Genomic DNA, 21,046 nt, shown 5'->3' with positions numbered 1-21,046 from the left:
CACCCGGAGCGACAGCGCAGGACCGGGTCCGGCAGGGCAGAGGGGGCGATGTCCCGCCTGCATCTCAATTTTGGAAAAGCGCTTCGACACCTGTTACCAGCGCCTCCGGATCACCCAATATCCGCAACGTCTTGAGGCGGGCCGTACCGCCGGCGACGACGGAAACGGCCGATGCCGGAACACCTAGCGCCTTGGCGACCAGCCTCTCCAGCGCTTGATTGGCGGCGCCATTTTCCGGCACGGCGCGGACCCGCGCCTGCACGTGACTTCGTCCGTCCGCCAATGTTTCGACAACGTCGAGCCGGTCCACGGAAGACTTCGGCGTCAGCCGCACGAACAGATCGACGCCGTTCTCGCGCATGCGGAACGGCGCGCTCATGCGATCGTCAGGCCAGCAGCAGCGGCGCGACCGTGGTGAGAATGAACTGCCTGAGGAAGAACAGGATCAGCAACAGGATGATCGGCGAGATGTCGATACCGCCAAGGTCGGGCATGAAGCGGCGGATCGGCCGCAGCGCCGGCTCGGTCAGGCGGTAGAGCATGTTCCCGATGCTGCCGACGAACTGGTTGCGCGAGTTGACGACATTGAAGGCGTAGAGCCAGGAAAAGATCGCCGAGGCGATGATGACCCACCAATAGAGGTCGAGCGCCATGACGATGGTTTGAATGAGGGCGAGCATGCCGGACTCCAATTGTTGCCGACATGTAGCCATTACGCGCCAAACCGGCAAGGGCAGGGTTCCGCCACGCGACCGGCAGCCGGTTTTTCGGTGAAGCGCCGCCTTGACAGGAAACCGCGGCGCCCGATAAATGCGCCATCCGCTGGACGGGGCTGTAGCTCAGCTGGGAGAGCGCGTCGTTCGCAATGACGAGGTCAGGAGTTCGATCCTCCTCAGCTCCACCAGCGGAATAATCGTCCGGCTTTTGACCGTCCCGGCAAGGCGCGGCCGGCATCCGCCACGGCGCGATGCAAGGCGTAGCCCCGATCCCCCCAAAAATGGCCAAATGGCATTTCGCCGTTTCCGAGGCGAAATGGTTGTCAATTGGACTTATGGCGATGGCCGGTGTCCGGCAGGCGCTATTTTTTTTGGAAGCCGCCCCATTAGAGTGGCGTTCTCAAATCAGTTTTTTCTGTGTGTTGTGACAGGGCGTTTCGGCGGGGGCGACCGAAAGCGCTATACGGATTCCGAGTCGAAATGAAGTATCCGCCTGCGAAAGCAAACTAGTGTCCATTCGCCAGAATCTTGCTGCAAATCTCAGGCGGCTCTGCAAGGACCATGCTTCTGTCAGCGCGGTATGCCGCGAGCTTGGCATCAACCGCACACAATTCGAGCGTTACCTGCAAGGGCAGACCGTGCCCAACAAGGCCACCGCCAAGCTGATCTGCGATTATTTCCGCGTCGACGAAGCCGAGCTGTACCGGGACCCCGGCGCCCCCTCGCCCGCGGCTCCCGGTCTGCCGCCGATCTCCGAAAGCCTGTTCACCCAGATGATCCGGCCGCCCGCTCCGTCGATTGCGGGCGGCACCTATTTCACCTATTTTTCGATCCCCGGCAGATCCGATCTGCTGGTGCGGGCGATCACCTTCGTGCGTCGCGAAGCCGAGCTGGTCACGTTCCGCAGGGTCACCGGATGGTCGGAGCATCATCGCTCGACATGGGCGCGGGCACGCGGCAATCATTATGGCGTGGCGATCTCGCGCCTTAACTGGATCTATTTCAGCGGCGTCAACCGCCGCCAGACAGGCGAGCCGTCGCTGATCTCGGTGCAATGGGCGCCTATCTCCGAACCGGTGCTGACAGGCAAGGCCATGCTTCTGACCGAAGCCGGGCCGGCATTCGTGTCGGTCATCATGCGGCAGGATAGGTCCAATATCCGGCCCAGGCATGCGATCCGCATGGCGCATGTCGTCAGGCTCGATGATCCCAGCCTCGACCAGCTCGTCGTCAGCCTCGCTCGCGACGGGCTGGGTTAGCCGCTTGCTTACGCTGAATAAGAACAAGAATATCCCGAAAAAGCGTATGCCAGCGATTGCCTACTCCATAACCGAGTAAAATCGATTTTTTTAGACTTTCTAGCCAAGAAAGATATTTTAGCTCATGGCTGATTTACTACAGTTTTAACAAACCAGTAACTCTTCCGACCTTACCTTTCTTCCCGCGGATCCCTTTCCGGGATCTTTCAACAGATCCCTGGGGGTCGGGGAAAGGGACGAAAATGACCAAGAAAGTGAACATTGGCCAGAACATGATGTTGGCGGCAACCAGGCACGGCTTGTCGGCCTGCCCCACGGCGGCGCTGAGCCATTCGGCGATCAAGCGCCTTCTGGGCCTCGACAGCCTCACCGACGCGCCCATCTATGCGTTGACCCTCTCAATCCCGGAACTTGATCCGCATTCGGCCGGTCGATCGATCAATTAGCCGGCGTAGTACATCTAGTGCAGCCAGTACGCATTCCCTAAAGTTCATTCGATGACAGGAGCAGAACATGTCAAATCAGGCCTTACGTCAGTCAGAGCTCGACAGTCTCCAATATATCGCGACGATGACCAATGAGCTGGTGCAGATGGCCGAAGCGAGCCGCTTCCCCATGATCTCCTATCTGCTCGGTATGGCCTATGCCGAAGCCTTCGACGTCTTGCGCGGCGCACGGCCGGCACGACACGCGCAGCTCAGCGGCAATCCGATGCACCCCAAGGCACACCCGAAAGACAACCACGCTCAGCCAAGAACAGCGTAGCGCGATGCAATTGTCGGGCTTGCGGGACGGCTGGCACGGATTTGAGGGGCATTAGTCCCGCAAACTGAACACGAATGGCGCTGTACGGCTGACGCGCGGGCCGAGTTCCGCCGGTGGCGCCGGCACGGTCGCGCCCTGCAGCACCGCAAGTGCTGCTCGGTCGAGTTCGGCATCGCCGGACGAACGGGCGACCCGGGCCGACAGGACCCGGCCGGATGGGTCCATTGTAAAAGTCACGTTCACATTGCCCTGCGCGCGCCGGGATTTCGCGGCGCTCGGATAGCGCTTGTGGCGATTGATCCACGCCGTCAGCCGCGATTCCCATTTGGCCGGGCTGACACCCGAGAACCCGGCCGCCGATCTCGGCGCCGCCGCCTTGGCGGCAGGCTTGGCCTCGGCTCTCGCGGCACTTGCCGTCTTCGGTGGCTCGGCCTTTTCCTTCTTCGGCCTTGGCTTGGGCTTGTCGACCGGCTTTTTAACCTTGGCTTCGGCCGGTTTCTTTTCCTTGCGCCGTTCCGTCGGCTTTGCCCGCGGCAGCGGAACGACAGCCTCCGGCGCGACGGTCTCGACAATATCGGGGACGACCTGTTCCAGCGGCGGCTGTTCGACCGGTTCGGCCTTCGTCATCTCCGTAGGCTCGTTCGGCGGCACCATCACGGCCTCGGTAACAGGCTCCGCTTGCTCGACCATCTTGTCAGGCTCGGCCTCGGCGGCCTTCTCGGTCTGTTCGACTGGCTCGGCCCGGTCGGGAATGGCCGCGTCGGGCATCGCGGCCTGTTCGGGCACCGACGGCGTCACCATCATCGGCGCCATCTCGACCACTAGGGCCGGCGGCGGTCCGCCATCCGACAGGTCGACTGGATTGAAATTCTGCACGGCATACGCGACCGCGACATGAGCCCCAAGCATCAGCACCGCCGCGCATGCCCATAGGCCAAGGTCGCGCCAGTCGAAGCGCGACAGCACCACCGTGGGCGAGGCGGCGGATGGCGTCATGGAGCGGCCGCTTTGCCTGGCGCCGGTGCGGCGATATCACCTGCCGGCGCGGCCTCCAGGCCGACCAGCGCGATCTTCAGATAGCCGGCGGCCCGCAGCAGGTTCATCGCCTCCATCAGCTCGCCATAGGCGACCGCCTTGTCGGCTCGCAGGAATATCCGCGTCTGCTTGTCGCCCTTGGTGCGGCTGTCGAGCGTGGCGGCAAAAGCCGGGCGCGGCACCGTGTCGTTGCCGATCGCCAGGCTGAGATCGTTCTTCAGCGTCAGGAACAGCGGCGTCTCCGGTCGCGGCGCCGGCGTCGCGGTCGAACCGGGCAGGTCGACATTGACATCCACCGTCGCCAGCGGTGCGGCGACCATGAAGATGATCAGGAGCACAAGGATGACATCGATGAAGGGCGTGACGTTGATCTCGTGGCTTTCCTCGAGGTCGTCGTCCAGGGTCTGTCGCATTCTGCTCCCCATGGCGTCGCTCCCGCTACTCCGCCGCCAAGGCTGTCGCCGCCGCTATCGTGCGGAAATCGAGGTCGCGGCTGACCAGCCGTTCGACGCCGGCCGAGGCGTCGGCGAGGATCTGCCGGTAGCCGGCTATCGAGCGGGCGAAAACGTTGTAGATCACCACCGCTGGGATTGCCGCGACCAGACCCATCGCGGTGGCCAGCAGCGCTTCGGCGATGCCCGGCGCGACCACGGCGAGATTGGTGGTCTGAGCCTGCGAGATGCCGATGAAGGCGTTCATGATGCCCCAGACGGTGCCGAACAGGCCGACGAAAGGCGCGGTGGAACCAATCGTCGCCAGCAGGCCGGTGCCGCGCGACATGCGCCGCGACGCAGCCGCCTCGATGCGCGACAGGCGCGAGCTGACCCGTTCCTTCAGTCCGTCGCCGCCGACGTGGTCGAGCGCATTGGCCGAAAGCGCGGCCTCTTCTTCCGCTGCCCGCACCAGGAGCGCGCCGGGATCGCCACAGCGGTCGAGCGCGCGGCTCGCCTGCTTCAGCGTGGCGGCATCGCCGATCGCGCGGACGGCACGGCGGAGGCGCAGCTTGCCGCCGAAAATCTCCAGCGACTTGGCCAGCCATATCGTCCAGGTGACGAGCGACGCGAAGGCCAGTCCAGTCATCACCGCCTTCACGATGATGTCGGCGGCCTTGAACATGCCCCATGGCGACAGGTCATGCGGCAGGTTCAGGTCCATCGCCCCCGCAGGCGCGGCCTCGGCCGGCGCTGTCGCGCTCGGCTGGCCGGCTGGTTGCGCGGGCGCCATGACAGCCGGTGCAGCTTGTGCCGGCGCGGCAGGGGCCTCAACCGCTGGAGAAGAGCCGGCCGGTTGCTCCTGGGCCGTGGCGCCGGTCGCCCCCAGGACAAGCGATGCGACCAACGCCGCCAACAAACCATATCTCGACATGAGCTTCTTCCTTGTTCTCACGGCGGCCAGCCGCTTGCCGGTTCCTGCAACCCTGGCGACGACTTCACTGCACATAGCCGACGGGTTGGCCGGTGACGGGATGCGCGAACACACCCATCTCGACGCCGAAAATGTCCTTGAGCACATCGCTCAGCATGATCTCGCTCGGTGTGCCGCGCGTCAGCAGCCTGCCGTCCTTCAGCGCGATCAGCTCATCGCAGTAGCGCGCCGCCATGTTGGGGTCGTGCAGCACCACGACGACGCACAGGTCGCGCTTGCGGCTGAGCTCCCTGACCAGGCCCAGCACCTCGACCTGATGCGCGATGTCGAGCGCCGAGATCGGCTCGTCGAGCAGCATGACGCCGGCATTCTGCGCCACCAGCATGGCCAGCCAAGCGCGCTGGCGCTCGCCGCCGGATAATTCATCCACCAGCCGCTCAGTGAATCCTTCCATGTCGGTCAGCATAAGGGCCTGCTCGACATGGCGCCTGTCCTCGGCGCCGAAACGGCCAAGCGCACCATGCCATGGATAGCGTCCGAGCGTTGCCAGCTCGCGCACGGTCAAGCCCGTCGCCGCCGGCGTCGTCTGCGGCAGATAGGCAAGAGCCCGCGCCAGCTCGCGCGCGCCCCATTGCGATAGCGGCCGTGCGGCGAAAGTGATGGCGCCGGAGCTTGCCGGCTGCTGGCGCGCCAAAAGCTTGATCAGCGTCGATTTGCCCGAACCGTTATGGCCGATCAGCCCGTAGACGCGCGCGCGCCGCAATTCGAGCGAGACCGGACCGAGCAGCGTCCGTTCGCCGACGGCGAAACGCACGGCATCGATATCGAATGCGGTCTGGCTATCGGCTTCGGCCATGGTCACGGCATTTCTCCAGCCCCGCCGCCGCATTCCGATCCTGTCTGCGGAGGCAGGTCCCCGGTTGACTATGAAACTTGATATTACTAGTCAAGATTTAAGATGGGAATGCACCGCAAAACCTGAAACGCTCCGGGGCCGGTGCCATTGTTGCCGCGTACGGGCCCTCACCCGCGCAGCCAGCCGATCCGCGCCGGCGATCTCGGTCCCGGGCCACACGATGTCGGCATCCGGTGTCGCCGCATCGATGCGGACACGCTAGGGTGAGCCGGCGGCAAGGAGCTCCGGATGATCAAGGCGACACCCTTCGACTACCCCTATGACGGCAGGCTGGTTGCCGAAAACACCGCGCTCGTCGTCATCGACCTGCAACAGGATTTCCTGTCGACATCGGGCTATTTCGCCAGGAAGGGGTATGACCCCTCGCCGCTGCGGGCGATCCTGCCCGCCGTGAACCGCCTGATCGCGGCCGCGCGCAAAGCCGGCGTCACGGTCATCCACACAAGACAGGGTTACCGCGCCGACATGGCCGACATGACGCCCTACGAGAAATGGCGCCGCAAGCGTTCCGGCCTCGACGGCACCGACGTCCTGCTGCGCTCAGGCGCTGGGTTCCAGATCGTCCCGGAGATCGACGTCGCGCCGCACGACATCATCATCGACAAGACCTGCAACAGCGCCTTCACCTATACGGATTTCGAGCTTGTGCTGCGGGCGCAAGGCATCACGCATCTGATGTTTTCCGGGTGCACGACGGATGTCTGCGTCCACACCACGCTGCGCGAGGCCTGTGACCGCAATTTCCAGTGCCTGACGATTTCGGACGCCTGCGCCAGCGGCGACAGACAAGCGCATGAAGCGGCGTTGCACATGGTGACGGTCGAGGACGGCGTCTTCGGCGTGCTGGCCGATTCGGACGCCGTCATTGAAGGCCTGTCGCGGCTTGGCGACAGCCTGAAGCAGCAGACGATTGATGGGCTTCACCCCGCTGCTCGCGTCTCCAATCCTGGGCGAGGCGCATAAGCTCCAGGCTGGAACTCGCTGGCCTCCCGGCGCGCCAGGGAGTTGCGCAGCAGCGCCAATGTTTCCCGGCCGGCCGTCGCGATCTCGCGCGGCGTGTCGACGCCGACGATCATGAACTCATCGATCCCGAGCCCGGCATAGGCGAGCAGCGACAGCGCGGCCTGAGCAGGCGGGCCGGATAGGTCGACCGCCTTGTGGCCGGCGGCGGAAACACCCTGGTGGATCCTGACCGGAAGCGCGAAGCGCAGTTTGCCCGCACGGCCATGTTCGGCCGCGGCGCCACGTGCCCGCTCCATCAATTGCCTGATGTCGTCGATCGGCCCCGGCGCCAGTTCGAAGACATCGGCATGCCGGCCGGCCACCTTCAGCGCCGTTCCGGATTGCCCGCCCATGCGGACCACGAGGTCGGCGCCATGCGGGCCCTTGCGCGGCACATAACCGCTTTTGATGCTGTAGAAAGCGCCTTCGTGATCGAAGGGCCGGTCGTTCGACCACAGCCGCTTCAACAGCACCAGATATTCGTCGATGCGCTGCCAGACGACGCCATGTCCGACCGGCCGTGTCTCGGCATCGTCGTCGTTCAAGGGCTCGCTGATCATCCTGAGCGTCAGCCGTCCGCCGCTCTCCCTGTCGATGGACGCCAGCTGGCGGGCAGCGACCGTGGGTTCGATCACGCCGGCCCAGTGGGTGAGCACCACTTGCAGCGAAGCGGTGCGGTTGAGCACCTGCGAGGCCAGATCCATGTTGGTCAGCAGCCCGGCCGAATCGTCGACGACGATCTTCTGGAAACCGCCGTCCTCGATCAGCCCGAGCTTGGTCGAGGTCTCGGCGAAGTCATAGAAAAAGGGAACCGCCGCGTCGGCGGTCTTGCCGGGTACATGCGTGAATTCGATCGGCATTGTCATCTCCTCCATCACTGGAATCACTGATGCTGTGAAATGCGAATCCTCAGGCGCGCGAAAACGCCCCGGGATCCGGCTCATTCAACTCCGATTGCCTGAAAGCTGTGGGGCAGCAGCCCCTGTCGATCCCGCGCCTTAGGGAATAAGGCCCAGCACGACTGCCCCGGTGAACACGAACGCAAGGGCAAAGACGAGATAGGCGAAAGCGCCGGCATAGGCCGGGCGAAAGCCCTGGGCATTGGCCACTCGCTGGCCGTTGCTGTCGGTCTGGGCGTTCTGGAAATAGGACATGTCGACCTCCGTCTCGCCGCTTAATCTATAAAACTTGTAGACTTTGTCGATTGCTATTTTTGGGCAACTGACAGAATTATTTTCTCGTTGACCGCCAAAAATTGGTGTGAAGTTGCTGTGAGCTGGGTCCCAGGCAATCGATCGGAAAAGCGCGGGGGTATCGATGTGAGGCGTCCCAAGGTCCAGCTTCTTCATTCCGGGACAGCTTGACGCCCTTCCTCTCCCCCTCCGGAGGGATAGGAAGGACACCAAATCCTACTCGTCTAACGCTCTTCCCTTCGAAACGGCTTGAGCAGCGCCGATGGCGCCACAGCGTTGCGCGACATGACGGCCATGGCGACGATGGTGAAGATGAACGGCAGCATCAGGAACGCCTCGTAGGGGATGTGTCCAAGCCCACTCGCCTGCATTCGCAATTGCAAGGCATCGACGAAGGCGAACAGCAGCGCGGCCCCTGCCGAGCGCCAGGGATCCCAACGGCCGAAGACGACCAGTGCGATCGCCACCCAGCCGCGCCCGGAAACGACGCCGAAGGTGAAGGCGTTGAACTGCGCCATCGACAGGAAAGCACCAGCGAGCCCCATCAGGGCGCCACCGAGAATGACGGCCTGGAAGCGCGTGGCGATGACGCTGACGCCGGCGGAGTCGGCCGCGCGCGGGTTCTCGCCGACCATGCGCACCGACAACCCCCACGGGGTGCGGTAAAGGATGAAGGCCGCCAGAGGAATGGCCAGAATGGCCATGTAGACCAGCGCGAACTGGTTGAACACCGCAGGTCCCAGCACGGGAATGTCCGAGAGAACCGGGATCGGCAGCGTCTGAAAACCCTTGATGCTCGGCGGCACCGATTGCTGGCCGAAGATCAGCCGGTAGAGGAAATAGGCCAGCCCCGACGAGAACAGGGTGACGCCGATACCGCAGACATGCTGGCTGAGACCGAGCACCACCGTGAACAGCGCATGCAGCGCGCCCATCAGCATGCCGGTCAGCACCGCCACCAGGACACCCAGCCACAGGCTTCCACTGAGGCTGGTGGCGGTGAAGCCGGTCATGGCGCAAAGCAGCATGATGCCTTCGATGCCGAGATTGAGCACGCCGGCCCGTTCGGAGAACATTTCGCCGAGCGTGGCAAAGGCCAGCGGCGTGGCGATGCGGATGATGGCGGCGAGAAAGCCGACCTGAAAAATCTGCTCGAACACCGCGCTCATCCGACGGCTCCGACGCGGCGGATGCGATAGGCCGTGAACAGCAGCGCCACCAGCATGGCAAGCAGCGCCGTGCCCTGGATGACGTCGCTGAGGAAGGCCGGCACGCCGGTCGCGCGCGACATAGCCTCGGCGCCGGTCATCACGGCTGCAAGGAAGATCGCCGCCGGCACGACGCCGAGCGGGTTGAGCCGCGCTAGCATGGCGACGACTATGCCGGAATAGCCGTAGCCCGGCGAAATATCGCTCATCACCTGGAAATGCACGCCGCCGACCTCACCGACGCCGGCCAGCCCCGCCAACGCGCCCGACAGCAGCGCCGTCGACAGCAGCACGCGCTCGACATGGATGCCGCCATAGCGTGCCGCTTCCGGGTTTTCGCCGGTGACCCTGATCCGGAAGCCCAGCGTCGTGCGCACGATCAGGAACCAGATAACCGGGGCCGCGATCAGCGCCGCGACGACACCGAGATGCAGCCGTGTGCCTTCGATCAGCACCGGAAAGTTCGCCGAATCCTCGATCGGCGGCGAGATCGGATAGCCGCTGAAGCTGTCCTTCCACGGTCCCTCGATCAGTGCCATCAGGGCATAATAGATGACCGAGTTGAGCAGCAAGGAGCTCACGACATCGTCGACCTTGAACTTTACCCGCAGCGTCGCAGGCACCAGCGCGACCGCCGCGCCTGCGGCCGCCCCCGCCAGCGCCATGAAAAGCATGGCAAGCGGTCCGGGCATCGGGATCGCACCAACGAAACAGCTCGCCACCGCGCCGGCCAGCAATTGCCCTTCCGCGCCGATGTTCCAGAACTTTGCGCGGAAGGCGACCGCCACCGCCAGCCCGGTAAAGATCATCGGGGCGGCGCGGACCAGCGTTTCGGTGACGGCGTAGCTGTCGCCAAGCGAGGCCGTGAACATCACGCCGTAGGATTCGAACACCCCGGCCCCGGCCAGCGCGATCAGGCCGCTACACAGGATGAGCGTGGCGACAATCGCCAGCAACGGCAGCGCGAGGTTGAACCAGGCGGGCGTGGACGTGCGGACTTCGAGGCGGAACATCAGTGGCCCTCCGCGCCGGTCATCAGCAGGCCGAGCCGGGCGACTGTCGCATCGGCACTGTCCAGCGTGCCGACGATGCGGCCCTCATACATCACCGCGATGCGGTCGCACAGCACCAGCAGTTCCTCCAGATCCTCGCCGATGACGATGATGCCGCAGCCTTTGGCGCGCATGTCGAGGAATTTTTCATGGATGAAGCGCGCCGCACCGATGTCGAGGCCACGTGTCGGCTGTGAAACGATCAGCACCTTCGGATCGAAAGCAAGCTCGCGCGCCAGAAGCGCTTTCTGCAGATTGCCACCGGACAGCGCGCCGGCGCGCGTCATCGGTCCGGGACATCTGATGTCATAGGCCTTGATCTGTTCCTCGGCGAAAGCGCGGATCGCATCCGGCTTGAGCAGGCCCTTGGCGGAGAAGGCTGAAGTGCCGATGCGCGGCAGCACCATTGAATCGGCGAGCGGCAAATTGGTGACCAGCCCCGTCGTCATGCGATCTTCCGGGATGCGGCCAAGGCCGAGCGCCTGCACCTCGCGCGGCGAGAATTTTGCCACCTGTTTGCCGGCTATCGTCATTCGGCCCGTCTCGGGCGCCAGCACGCCGGAGATCACCTCCGCCAGCGCCCGCTGGCCATTGCCGGAGACGCCGGCGATGCCGAGGATTTCGCCGGCACGAACCGCAAGCGACACATCGCGCAACGCCATGCCGGAATGCTTCGAGGTTGAAATGCCGTCGAGCGTCAGCACATCGGCGCCGGGCGTCGACGATCCCCTTGCCGGCGGCACGATCTCATGGCCGCACATCAGTTCAGCCATTGCAGCCGACGTCGTGTTGGCGGGGTCGTCGACGCGGCCCGCGACGCGGCCGTGCCTCAGCACGGTGCAGCGATGCGTCAGCGCCCGCACCTCGTTGAGCTTGTGCGAGATGAAGATGATGCCCAGGCCTTGCGCCGCCATCGAGCGCAGGGCTGAAAACAGTCCGTCGACCTCGCTCGGTGCCAGCACCGCCGTCGGCTCGTCAAGGATCAAGAGCTTGGCACCGCGAAACAACGCCTTGACGATCTCCAGCCGCTGTTGCTCGCCGACCGACAGCGCCGAGACCGGCAGATTGGGATCGAGCGTCAGCCCGTGCCGGCTGCTGATTTCAGCAAGCCGCGCCAGCCCGCCGCTGCGGTCGATTCGTCCCGATTTGCCCGGAATACCAATGAGCAGATTTTCCAGCACGGTGAGCCGTGGTGCCAGATGAAAATGCTGATGCACCATGCCAATGCCCGCGCCCAGCGCATCGGCCGAGCTGGTGATCCTGACTGGCTGGCCCTGGATCAGGATCTCACCGGCATCCGGCGCGTAGGCACCGAACAGCACGTTCATCAATGTCGTCTTGCCGGCGCCGTTCTCGCCGAGCAGCCCGAGGATTTCCCCCGGCGCCACGCTGAGATCCACAGCCTCGTTTGCCTTGACGACGCCGAAGCTCTTGGTGATGCCGCGCATTTCGATGAGAGGGGCGGACAAGAATGCTCCTGATTTTTCCGATCCGGCCTTAGCTGCGGAGGGCGGCGCTGTACCCCCCTCTGTCCTGCCGGACATCTCCCCCTCAAGTGGGGAGATTGGCAGCTTCGCCGACTTCGCTTATGTTTCAAGGTCGGCGATTGGCGAAAGCCGAAGTGACATCTGATCTCCCCCCTTGAGGGGGAGATGGCCGGCAGGCCAGAGGGGGGCGCCACGCGCCAGCCCTCAATCATGGCGTCAATCCGAAACCGGCGTGTTCTCGTCGACGTCGACGCGGAAATTGCCTTCCAGGATCTCGGCCTTCTTCTTCTCGACCAGATCCTTGACCTCGGCGGGCAAAGTCTTGTCGAACTTGTGGAAGGGCGCCAGATACGAACCGCCCTTGGCCATGCGCGAGAAATCGCCATAGTCCTGCGCGGTGTAGACCCCGGCCTTGACCAGCTTGATCGCCTGCTCGACCGTCGGATACATGTCCCAGACCGGACCGGTGATGACGGTATCGGGGCCGAGGCTCGACTGGTCGGACATGTTGGAGATGGCGAAGATCTTCTTTTCCACCGCCGCCTCGATGACGCCGAAGCGTTCGGCATAGATGACATCGACGCCGGCATCGATCTGCGCCACCGCGGCTTCCTTGGCCTTGGGCGGATCGAAAAAGGAGCCGATGAAGGCGACCTTCTTCTTGACGTTCGGGTTGACCTCCTTGGCGCCGGCGAAGAAGGCGTTGACCAGCCGGTTCACTTCCGGAATGCCCATCGCCGCCACCGCGCCGACCGTGCCCGATTTCGACATCTTGCCTGCGATCATGCCGGAGAGATAGGCGGGCTCGTGGATCCAGTTGTCGAACACGCCGAAATTCGGCTCGGCCGGCCCGGCGCCAGAGCCGAACAGCCAGGCTGTCTTGGGGAACTGCTTGGCCGTGCGGCGCGATTCACGCTCGGCGGCGAAGGCATCGCCCAGCACCAGCTGATAGCCGCCCTGCGCATATTCGCGCATGACGCGGCTGAAGTCGGCGGTCTGGACCTTCTCCGACCATTTATATTCTATGCCCAGTTCCTTCTCGGCCTTCTGCAAGGCAACGTGGATCTGGTTGTCCCAGGGTTCCTCGATCGGCGTGGCGAAGATCGCCGCCACCTTCAGTTTTTTGCCCGCCGCGAAGGCCGCACCCGGCAGCATCGTCGCGGCCAGGCCAAGCGCGCCCAGCTCCAGCACGTTGCGTCGCGACAGCCCTTCGCGCATCGAATGAGATCTGTTCTTCCGGTCTTCCATTGAAGTGCCCCTCTGTTTGACAGCCGTGTCGAGCCGGCCGTTCCTGAAATCAGACGGGGAACTATGGAACGGGTCCGGACTTTTGTCCACATGGTCAAATTTGGCAGGATCGAGCACATCCACTCTCCTGGCCTGCCAGGAAGAGCGATTGCTCAGGCCCGTTCGAGCGCGATGGCAATGCCCTGGCCGACGCCGATGCACATGGTGGCCAGCGCATAGCGGCCGCCGCGCTCGCGCAGCTCCAGCACCGCCGTCCCGGAGATGCGCGCGCCCGACATGCCCAGGGGATGGCCAAGTGCGATGGCGCCGCCATTCGGGTTCACGTGCGGCGCATCCTCGGCAATGCCGAGTTGGCGCAGCACGGCGATGCCTTGCGAGGCAAAGGCTTCGTTGAGTTCGATGACATCGAATTGTTGCGGCGTCAGGCCAAGCCGCACGCAGAGCTTCTGCGTCGCCGGCGCCGGACCGATGCCCATGACGCGCGGCGCGACCCCGGCGGCGGCCCCGCCAAGAATACGGGCGATCGGCGTCAGCCCGTATGTCTTCACCGCCGCTTCCGAGGCAACAATGAGCGCCGCCGCGCCGTCATTGACGCCAGACGCATTGCCGGCCGTCACCGTGCCACCTTGCCGGAACGGCGTCGGCAATTTGGCCAGCGCCTCGACGGTTGTGCCGGCGCGAGGATGTTCATCCTTGCTGATAGTGACCGCATCGCCCTTGCGCTGTGGAATCGTCACCGGGGTGATCTCCTTCGCCAGCCGGCCATTGGCTTGTGCCGCGACGGCCTTGTCCTGGCTGCGCACGGCGAAGGCATCCTGGTCCCAGCGGGAAACAGCGAAGTCTTCCGCCACATTCTCGCCGGTCTCCGGCATCGAATCGACGCCGTATTGCTTCTTCATCAGCGGGTTGACGAAGCGCCAGCCGATGGTGGTGTCATAGATCTCGGCATTGCGGGAGAAGGCGGTGTCGGCCTTGGGCATGACGAAAGGCGCGCGGCTCATCGATTCGACGCCACCCGCGATCATCAGTTCCGCCTCGCCGGCCTTGATGGCACGCGCCGCGATGGTCAGCGCGTCCATGCCCGAGCCGCACAAGCGATTGACCGTCGAGCCTGGTATCTCCTTCGGCAGCCCAGCTAGCAGCAACGCCATGCGCGCTACATTGCGGTTGTCCTCGCCGGCCTGGTTGGCGCAGCCATAGACGACGTCGTCGATCCGCTGCCAGTCGATGCCGGGATTCCGCTCAAGCAAAGCCTTCAGCGGGATGGCGGCAAGGTCGTCGGCCCGAACCGAAGACAGCGAACCGCCGAAGCGGCCGATCGGCGTGCGGATGTAGTCGCAGATATAGGCCTCGGCCATTTTATGCAGCCTTTGTTTTTCCGGTTCCCTCATGCGCCGCCTTGGTGCGGGCCTGCAGGTTGCGCAATGTCGCGAGTTCGAGTTCGCTTGGCGCCGGTGTTTCGTCAAGCGCCTCGGCGAACTTAACCACCCAGCCACAGCTCTCCTGCACCTGCTGACGGGTTACCCTGGGATGCAGCGACACGACCGTGAATTCCTTGGCCACCGGATCGGGCTTCCAGATGGCAAGATCGGTGATCAGCAGCGTGGGGCCAGCGGTCTTGATGCCTACCCGCTGTCGGTGATCGCCGCCCTCGCCATGGCCGAAGGAGGTGACAAAGTCGATCTTCTCGACCATGCCGCGCTTGGTCTGCGCCATGGTGATGTAGATCTCCTTCGACGACGTCGCGATCTCCGGCGCGCCGCCGCCGCCGGGCAGTCGGGTCTTGGGATGGAAATAGTCGCCGATGACAGTGGTGTTGATGTTGCCGAACTTGTCGAGCTGCGCCGCACCGAGGAATCCGATGGAAATGCGGCCGCCCTGCAGCCAGTAGCGGAACATCTCCGGCACCGCGACGGTGGTGACGGCGGTTTCGCACAATTCGCCATCGCCGATCGACAGCGGCAGCACGTCGGGCGCCGTACCGATCGTGCCGCTCTCATAGATCAAGGTGATGTCGGGCGCATGCGTCAGCCGCGCGACGTTGCATGCCGCGGACGGCGCGCCGATGCCGACGAAGCAGACATCGTCATTCCTCAGCGCCCGGCTCGCGGCGATCGTCATCATCTCGTTGGGGGTGAAGCCCAGCTGATTGTCGCTCATGCCGCGTTCCGCAGATGCGAGACCCGGGCCGCGAAATCGTCGGGACTTTTCTCGATCACGTTTGCCTGCATCCAGGCCCGGAATTTCTCGCGGTCGGCCGCGACCTCGTCCCATTCGATATAGGCGGCATTGTCGCGCGCATAATAGCCATGGGCATAGGAGGGGTGCGAGCCGCCGGGCACGACCGAGATCGCCGCGATCGTCCAGCGGGGCAGCACAGTCAGATTGGGGTGAAGATCGTCAAAATTGTCGACCACCTCCTCCACCGTCACCACCGCGCGCCTCGCCGCCAATACCGCCTCCCTCTGGACGCCGATGATGCCTTCGACCAGCACATTGCCTTTCCGGTCGGCTTTCTGCGCATGGATGAAAGTGACATCGGGCCGGATGGAAGGCACGGCCGCCAGCATCTCGCCGGTGAACGGACAGGTCACCGCTTTGATGTTCGGATTGACATCAGCCAGCCCCGTGCCGCGATAGCCGCGGAACACCGCGCAGGGCAGGCCGGCCGCACCCGCCTCATAGCCATTGGCCATGCCGGCATGGCTGTGTTCCTCGACCGCGATCGAGCGGGGAAAACCGTTCTCGATCGCATCGCGGGCGCGCCGCAGCAGGCCGACACCGGGATTGCCGACATAGGAGAAGACGATTTTCTGGGCCATGCCCATGCCGATCATCTGGTCGTAGATCAGGTCCGGCGTCATGCGGATCAGGGTCAGGTCGCGATATCCCTGGCGGATCGCCTCATGCGCCGCAGCCGTCGGGATCAGGTGGGTGAAACCTTCGAAGGCAGCGGTGTCGCCATCGTTCAGGTTCTCCGCCACGGCCTGTTTGAGCGGCAGGAACTTGACCATTGCGGCGACTCCCAGAGTCCAAAAGTTCGTATTGCGAACATATGTATTGAATGCGATACTTTCTAAACTCCGTTGAGCCGGGGTGTCAATCGTAGCGAGATCGCCCGGACCGAGAGATGAGATGCACGACGAGACCGTTTCCCGTGATCACGTCGGCTCGCTCGAGCGCGGACTCGGCGTGATGGAGATATTGGCCCGCCATCCCTCCGGCATGACCCTGACCGAAATGGCCGAACAAGCCGGCCTGACCCGTGCCGGCGCCCGGCGATTCCTGCTGACGCTCACCGCTACCGGCTATGCGACGCAATCCGGGCGTCTATTCTCCCTGTCCCCGCGCCTGCTGACCGTTGCCCGCACCTGGCTCGGCGGCGCCTCGCTGTGGAGCTTCGCCGCGCCGATCATGCGCGCGGTCGCCGCGCAACTGAACGAGGCCTGCTCTGCAGCGATCCTGTCGGGCCAAGATGTCGTCTATGTCGCCCGCATTCCCGGCCGGCGGATCCTGAGCGTATCGCTCGATGTCGGCACCAGGCTACCCGCTTATTGCACCTCGATGGGGCGGATGCTGCTGGCGGGGCTGACACCGGCGGAATTGGACGCCTTCTTCCGTAAGGCAACGGTCGAGCGGCGGACGCCGAAGACAATTGTTGAAAGACCGTTGCTGGCAAAGGCCATTGCCAAAGCCAGAATGGATGGCTTCGCCATCGTCGACGAAGAGCTGGAACTCGGCCTGCGCTCCATCGCCGTGCCGATCCGCGACCGCGCTGGGCGCACGGTCGCGGCGATCAATGTCTCGACCCAGTCGGCACGGTTTTCCGTCGCGGATATGGAGCGGGAGATCTTGCCTGCGCTGCTTGAGGCCAGACAGCGTGTCGAGGATTTCTTTGTCGTCTGATAGAGGCCTGTTAGGCTTCCCTGGCGTTGGCCCGCCAGCGTCTAAATAGCGCCCTCAATGCTTGATCCGGTCCCGCATCGCGTACCACAGCATGCCCAGCACATAGAGCGGCCCGCGCAGCGCCGTGCCGCCCGGGAACGGCATTGGTGTCAGCGTCGAGAACAGGTCGAGCCGTGAGGCATCGCCGGTGATCGCCTCGGCCAAAAGCTTGCCCGAGAGCGTCGACAGGATGACGCCCTTGCCTGAATAGCCGTGCGCGAAATAGACCTCGCCATAGTGCCCGACATGCGGCAGCCGCGACGTCGTTACCGACACCAGCCCGCCCCAGGCATGATCGATGCGGCAGCCCTTGAGTCGCGGAAAGGTGCTCTCCATGTGCGGCCGCACGAAGCCGGCAATGTCGGCCGGCGGTGACGGCGTGTAGCGCTCGCCGCCGCCGAACAGCAGGCGTCCATCGGCGGACATCCGGTAATAGTTGACGACGAAGCGTGTGTCGGACACTGCGACATTGGCCGGGATGACGTTGCGCGCGCCCTCCAGCGGCTCGGTGGCGACAATGTAGTTGCCGACCGGCATGATGCGGCTGTTGACGCGCGGCTCCAGCCCGTTGAGCAGCGCGTCGCCCGCCAGCACGACGTGTCTGGCCCGCACCGATCCCTTTGCCGTCGAGACCCGGATCGAGGGTTCGCGCTCCAGCTTCACGGCCACCGAGTTTTCGTGGATGACCACGCCGGCCGCGGCAGCCGCTCGGGCAAGCCCAAGCGTGTAGTTGAGCGGATGCATGTGGCCGCCGAGCGGCTCATACATGGCGCCATGATAAGGCGTGTCGACCTTGGCCCGAGCCGCCGCTGCCGAGAGTATCTCGACATCGCGGAATTTCATCACGCTCTCGAGGCACTTGGCCTCTTCTTCCAGATCCTTGAGGTCGGATCCGTTGACCGCGCCGACCAGATGGCCGGTCAGCCTGAGATCGCACTCGATGGCATTGCGTTCGATGATGTCGAGCACCAGGCCGCGCGCTTCGAAAGCGAGGTCGAACAGCACCTTGGCCCGCTCGGCTCCATAGAGCTTGACCAGGCCCTTGGCGCCCTTGCGCAGGCCGGGGATCATCTGGCCGCCATTTCGGCCCGATGCGCCCCAGCCGATCTTGCCGCCTTCGAGCAGCACCACCTTCAGCCCGCGTTCGGCGGCGTGAAGGGCGGCCGACAGCCCGGTGCAGCCGCCGCCGACGATGACCAGGTCGGTTTCGGCATCGCCGACGAGCGCTGGATGGTCCGGCGCCGGATTGGCGGTGGCGACGTAGTAGGATTTGCCGATGTCGAGACCGGAATTGAAACCCGTTGAAGATGCCATGATCACACCTTCAGCAAGAGATGGTCGCGTTCCCAGCTCGTCACCACGCTTTGGAATAGGTCGAGTTCGACGGTCTTGACGCGCAGATAGGTCTGGAAGAAGTCCTCGCCGAGCAGTTCGCGTACCGGGCCACAGGCGGTGAAGCGGTCGAGCGCCTCCTCCATGGTCTTAGGCAGCGTGCTCCTGATCTTGTAGGCATTGCCCGACGCCTCGGCCGAGCGCGCCAGTTTCTGCTCGACGCCGAGATAGCCGGCAAGCAGCGATCCGGCGATCGCCAGATAGGGATTGCAATCCGCCCCGGGCAGCCGGTTCTCCACCCGCCGCGCGGCGCGTCCCCCCGCCGGCACGCGCAGGCCGCAGGAGCGGTTGTCATGCGACCACTCGATATTGGCGGGTGCGCTGTGGTTGGGCCTTATGCGGCGGAAAGAGTTCACGTTTGGCGCGAACAGCGGCATGATTTCCGGAACGTATTTCTGCAAGCCGCCGATGAAGTGGCCGAACATCCCGGTGTCGGCATCGTCGCCGCTGGCGAAAAGCGCGTTGCCGGCCTCGTCGACGACCGACATGTGCAGATGCATCGAGCTGCCGGCCTGGGCCGCGATCGGCTTGGCCATGAAGGTCGCATGCATGCCGCATTGCTGCGCGGCCTGGCGCGTAAACCGCTTGAACAAAAGCACCTGGTCGGCAAGCGGCAGGGCGTCGCCATGCAGCAGGTTGATTTCCAGCTGCGCCGTACCCGATTCATGGATCAGCGTGTCGAGCGGCAGACCGGCCGCCGCTGAATAGTCGTAGATGCGCCGGATCACCGGCTCGAATTCTTCCAGCGCGGCCATGTCATAGGGATGCTGCACACCCTCGGCGCGGCCGTTGGCGCCGACCGGGGCGGTCAGCGGTCTGTCCGGATCGGGGTTCGGCGCGGCCAGATAGAATTCGAGTTCCGGCGCCACCACCGCGCGCCAGCCGCGCTGGCGATAGAGATCGAGCACGGCGCGCAGCACGTGGCGTGGCGAGGCCATCCAAGGTCTGCCGTCCATGTGAAAGGCGTCGGCGAAGACATAGGCCTTGCCCGCCCCCGCACCCGGCGCCAGGCACAGCGTCGAGACATCGGGCACCATGCGCATGTCGGGGTCCGAATAAGCAAAACCCTCGTCGATAGAGCCGGAATAGCGACCGTCGATGCTGACCAGGAAGGCGCTGCTCGGCAGGTAGAGCGCGCGGTCTTCCAGCGCCTTGAGGAGTTTGGCGGTCGGCAGCGCCTTGCCGCGCAACACGCCGTTCATGTCGGGCACCAGGCACTCGACCTCGGTGATGCCGTGCTGCGTGAGCCAGGCCTTGGGGTCGTTGGTTGCGGTATTCGTATTCTTATCAAGCATTTCGTTCATGTCCGTATCATGGAGACAATGGCTTGCGCGGCCTCGTCCGTTTCGGATTTCAGCGCTAGCTCGGCTGTATTGTCCCTGAGCCGGGCGCGCATGGCGTCATCGGCCAGCAGGCCGAGAAGGGGCTCTCTCCAATCCCCCTTCGGTCCAGCCGTCGCGGCCGATATGATCGCCGGTCTCTCCGGCGCGTTGCGCATTGTCGTCCCAGCAATAGAGCATGATCAGCGACGGCACGCCGAAGCGCAGCGCCTCGCAAAAGCTTTTATTGCCGCCGTGGTGGATGAAGGCTGGGCGCCCCGGGCGGGCAAGGCCTGTGCGATGCCAATGCAGTTCAGCGCGGCGCCAGAGCCCGCCTTGGAAAACAGCGCGATGGTCGGGCTGGCTTTACGCGTCAATTCATCCTCTTCAATCCGGCCGGCTGATCACGCCGAACAGTGCGGCCCCGTGCCTGGCCGCCTGCGGCCGCCGGCTGCGGGAGAGGCGCAGGTGGATGCGAAACAGATCGGCACCCATTTCATATCGCCGGTTGTCGAGATGGTCGAGTGTATTGAGGTGCTCGCGCAACGATTGCTTCAGCCGGAAGACGTTGATGCATGACCCGGAACGGCTGGATGTGTGTGAAACCGGCGGCGCGGCAGAGCCGCGCCGTTCGACATCGCTTTATGCCTCGATCGCTTCGACCAGTGCGCGCGAGACCGAAGCTATCACCGCATTGCGCTTGGCCAGGCCCTGCCTGTGCCGGTCAGATAGATCGACATCAGAACCGGATTGCCCGAGGCCGGCCAGATGACGGCGGCATCATTGGTACTGCCGCGCTCGCCGGTCCCGGTCTTGTCGCCGCATTTCAAGCCTCTCGGCAGGCCCGCCCTGATGCGCTCACCACCGGTCTTGTTGGCCACCAGCCAGTCGACAAGCCGCGCTCGGCTTTTTTCGCCGACAATCAGGTCGAAGCGAGAAGCGGTTCTGCGTTGTCGTTGAGCGGGAACGGCTCCAGGAGGAAAACGATGCCGCCAGGCCAAGCCCAGCGGCATCTCCTCTGGTGACTACGGGCCTTTTCAGCGACGAACCGCTACGGCGTCGTTCCCGCCTGAAGCTTGGCCGCCGTCTGGTCGATCTTGCCGGCAAGAACACCTTGGGCCCAGGCCGTGACCTCGGCGTCGAC

The 21,046-nt window shown here is 64.2% G+C and carries 24 protein-coding genes, 1 tRNA gene and 1 pseudogene; 7 read left to right on the top strand and 19 right to left on the bottom strand.

Annotated elements, in window-relative coordinates:
- Positions 1–64 precede the first annotated feature (64 nt).
- Together FJ954_RS18970 and FJ954_RS18965 are read right to left on the bottom strand one after the other, a co-directional pair.
- Complete coding sequence (locus FJ954_RS18970) at positions 65–379, bottom strand: DUF167 domain-containing protein (RefSeq protein WP_140662490.1); 315 nt, start codon at positions 377–379, stop codon at positions 65–67.
- 7 nt (positions 380–386) lie between these two features.
- Positions 387–680 (bottom strand): YggT family protein, encoded by a 294-nt coding sequence (locus FJ954_RS18965; RefSeq protein WP_015315112.1) that lies wholly within the window; start codon positions 678–680, stop codon positions 387–389.
- 148 nt (positions 681–828) lie between these two features.
- On the opposite strand from FJ954_RS18965, the gene FJ954_RS18960 reads away from it, so the two are divergent.
- From FJ954_RS18960 to FJ954_RS18945, 4 genes are all read left to right on the top strand, one after another.
- Positions 829–904 (top strand) — tRNA-Ala (locus tag FJ954_RS18960).
- A 321-nt stretch (positions 905–1,225) separates the two neighbouring features.
- A complete protein-coding gene (locus tag FJ954_RS18955; protein WP_140616536.1) occupies positions 1,226–1,975 on the top strand; it encodes a helix-turn-helix transcriptional regulator in 750 nt (249 codons plus the stop codon).
- Positions 1,976–2,217: 242 nt separating this feature from the next.
- Complete coding sequence (locus tag FJ954_RS18950; protein ID WP_246681113.1) at positions 2,218–2,421, top strand: nitroreductase family protein; 204 nt, start codon at positions 2,218–2,220, stop codon at positions 2,419–2,421.
- 67 nt (positions 2,422–2,488) lie between these two features.
- Positions 2,489–2,740 (top strand): hypothetical protein, encoded by a 252-nt coding sequence (locus FJ954_RS18945; protein WP_015315110.1) that lies wholly within the window; start codon positions 2,489–2,491, stop codon positions 2,738–2,740.
- A 51-nt stretch (positions 2,741–2,791) separates the two neighbouring features.
- On the opposite strand, the gene FJ954_RS18940 is transcribed toward FJ954_RS18945, so the two are convergent.
- From FJ954_RS18940 to FJ954_RS18925, 4 genes are all read right to left on the bottom strand, one after another.
- Positions 2,792–3,736, bottom strand: coding sequence for an energy transducer TonB (locus tag FJ954_RS18940; protein ID WP_140662488.1), 945 nt, complete (start codon positions 3,734–3,736; stop codon positions 2,792–2,794).
- Positions 3,733–4,200, bottom strand: a complete 468-nt coding sequence (exbD, locus tag FJ954_RS18935; RefSeq protein ID WP_140662486.1) for a TonB system transport protein ExbD — start codon at positions 4,198–4,200, stop codon at positions 3,733–3,735. The genes FJ954_RS18940 and exbD overlap by 4 nt, the downstream gene beginning before the upstream one ends.
- A 13-nt stretch (positions 4,201–4,213) precedes the next feature.
- The gene (exbB, locus tag FJ954_RS18930) at positions 4,214–5,140 is read right to left on the bottom strand and encodes a tonB-system energizer ExbB (protein ID WP_140662484.1); all 927 of its coding nucleotides are present in this window, start codon (positions 5,138–5,140) and stop codon (positions 4,214–4,216) included.
- Between the two features lie 64 nt (positions 5,141–5,204).
- The gene (locus FJ954_RS18925) at positions 5,205–5,996 is read right to left on the bottom strand and encodes an ATP-binding cassette domain-containing protein (protein WP_181166325.1); all 792 of its coding nucleotides are present in this window, start codon (positions 5,994–5,996) and stop codon (positions 5,205–5,207) included.
- Between the two features lie 288 nt (positions 5,997–6,284).
- On the opposite strand from FJ954_RS18925, the gene FJ954_RS18920 reads away from it, so the two are divergent.
- Positions 6,285–7,019, top strand: coding sequence for an isochorismatase family cysteine hydrolase (locus tag FJ954_RS18920; protein WP_015315105.1), 735 nt, complete (start codon positions 6,285–6,287; stop codon positions 7,017–7,019).
- On the opposite strand, the gene FJ954_RS18915 is transcribed toward FJ954_RS18920, so the two are convergent.
- From FJ954_RS18915 to FJ954_RS18870, 9 genes are all read right to left on the bottom strand, one after another.
- Positions 6,977–7,918 (bottom strand): LLM class flavin-dependent oxidoreductase, encoded by a 942-nt coding sequence (locus tag FJ954_RS18915; RefSeq protein WP_140662482.1) that lies wholly within the window; start codon positions 7,916–7,918, stop codon positions 6,977–6,979. The two genes, FJ954_RS18920 and FJ954_RS18915, sit on opposite strands and share 43 nt — an antisense overlap.
- A gap of 138 nt (positions 7,919–8,056) precedes the next feature.
- A complete protein-coding gene (locus FJ954_RS18910; protein ID WP_015315103.1) occupies positions 8,057–8,212 on the bottom strand; it encodes a hypothetical protein in 156 nt (51 codons plus the stop codon).
- Positions 8,213–8,475: 263 nt separating this feature from the next.
- Positions 8,476–9,420, bottom strand: a complete 945-nt coding sequence (locus FJ954_RS18905) for an ABC transporter permease (RefSeq protein WP_140662481.1) — start codon at positions 9,418–9,420, stop codon at positions 8,476–8,478.
- Positions 9,417–10,472, bottom strand: coding sequence for an ABC transporter permease (locus tag FJ954_RS18900; protein ID WP_140662480.1), 1,056 nt, complete (start codon positions 10,470–10,472; stop codon positions 9,417–9,419). Before FJ954_RS18900 ends, FJ954_RS18905 begins: the two co-directional genes overlap by 4 nt.
- On the bottom strand, positions 10,472–11,980 hold the full coding sequence (locus FJ954_RS18895; RefSeq protein ID WP_140662478.1) for an ABC transporter ATP-binding protein: 1,509 nt from the start codon (positions 11,978–11,980) through the stop codon (positions 10,472–10,474). Before FJ954_RS18895 ends, FJ954_RS18900 begins: the two co-directional genes overlap by 1 nt.
- A 234-nt stretch (positions 11,981–12,214) precedes the next feature.
- Positions 12,215–13,246, bottom strand: a complete 1,032-nt coding sequence (locus FJ954_RS18885; RefSeq protein WP_140662476.1) for a BMP family protein — start codon at positions 13,244–13,246, stop codon at positions 12,215–12,217.
- A 152-nt stretch (positions 13,247–13,398) separates the two neighbouring features.
- Positions 13,399–14,604, bottom strand: coding sequence for a 3-oxoadipyl-CoA thiolase (gene pcaF, locus FJ954_RS18880; RefSeq protein ID WP_140662474.1), 1,206 nt, complete (start codon positions 14,602–14,604; stop codon positions 13,399–13,401).
- Position 14,605: 1 nt separating this feature from the next.
- On the bottom strand, positions 14,606–15,406 hold the full coding sequence (locus tag FJ954_RS18875) for a CoA-transferase subunit beta (RefSeq protein WP_140662472.1): 801 nt from the start codon (positions 15,404–15,406) through the stop codon (positions 14,606–14,608).
- Entirely contained in the window at positions 15,403–16,260 is an 858-nt protein-coding gene (locus FJ954_RS18870; protein ID WP_140662470.1) for a CoA transferase subunit A, read from the bottom strand. Before FJ954_RS18870 ends, FJ954_RS18875 begins: the two co-directional genes overlap by 4 nt.
- 121 nt (positions 16,261–16,381) lie before the next feature.
- Between FJ954_RS18870 and FJ954_RS18865 the strand changes: the two genes are divergently transcribed.
- Complete coding sequence (locus FJ954_RS18865; protein WP_140616522.1) at positions 16,382–17,152, top strand: IclR family transcriptional regulator C-terminal domain-containing protein; 771 nt, start codon at positions 16,382–16,384, stop codon at positions 17,150–17,152.
- A gap of 54 nt (positions 17,153–17,206) precedes the next feature.
- On the opposite strand, the gene FJ954_RS18860 is transcribed toward FJ954_RS18865, so the two are convergent.
- The 3 genes and pseudogenes from FJ954_RS18860 to FJ954_RS32085 all read right to left on the bottom strand — a co-directional run.
- Entirely contained in the window at positions 17,207–18,505 is a 1,299-nt protein-coding gene (locus FJ954_RS18860) for an FAD-binding oxidoreductase (protein WP_181177868.1), read from the bottom strand.
- A 2-nt stretch (positions 18,506–18,507) separates the two neighbouring features.
- Positions 18,508–19,878 (bottom strand): glutamine synthetase family protein, encoded by a 1,371-nt coding sequence (locus FJ954_RS18855; RefSeq protein WP_140662733.1) that lies wholly within the window; start codon positions 19,876–19,878, stop codon positions 18,508–18,510.
- Between the two features lie 5 nt (positions 19,879–19,883).
- Positions 19,884–20,169, bottom strand: a pseudogene (locus FJ954_RS32085) (nucleotide disphospho-sugar-binding domain-containing protein); the annotation flags it as partial.
- Here FJ954_RS32085 and FJ954_RS31645 point away from each other — a divergent pair.
- Positions 20,050–20,481 (top strand): hypothetical protein, encoded by a 432-nt coding sequence (locus FJ954_RS31645; RefSeq protein ID WP_181177867.1) that lies wholly within the window; start codon positions 20,050–20,052, stop codon positions 20,479–20,481. The pseudogene FJ954_RS32085 and the gene FJ954_RS31645 sit on opposite strands and share 120 nt — an antisense overlap.
- Positions 20,482–20,588: 107 nt before the next feature.
- Here FJ954_RS31645 and FJ954_RS32275 read toward each other — a convergent pair whose 3' ends face one another.
- On the bottom strand, positions 20,589–20,915 hold the full coding sequence (locus FJ954_RS32275; RefSeq protein ID WP_140662468.1) for a serine hydrolase: 327 nt from the start codon (positions 20,913–20,915) through the stop codon (positions 20,589–20,591).
- Positions 20,916–21,046: the final 131 nt, after the last annotated feature.

The organism is Mesorhizobium sp. B2-3-15 (assembly GCF_006442875.1).
Classification (GTDB): Bacteria; Pseudomonadota; Alphaproteobacteria; order Rhizobiales; family Rhizobiaceae; genus Mesorhizobium; species Mesorhizobium australicum.
This window is presented reverse-complemented; position numbering and strand designations above follow the sequence as displayed.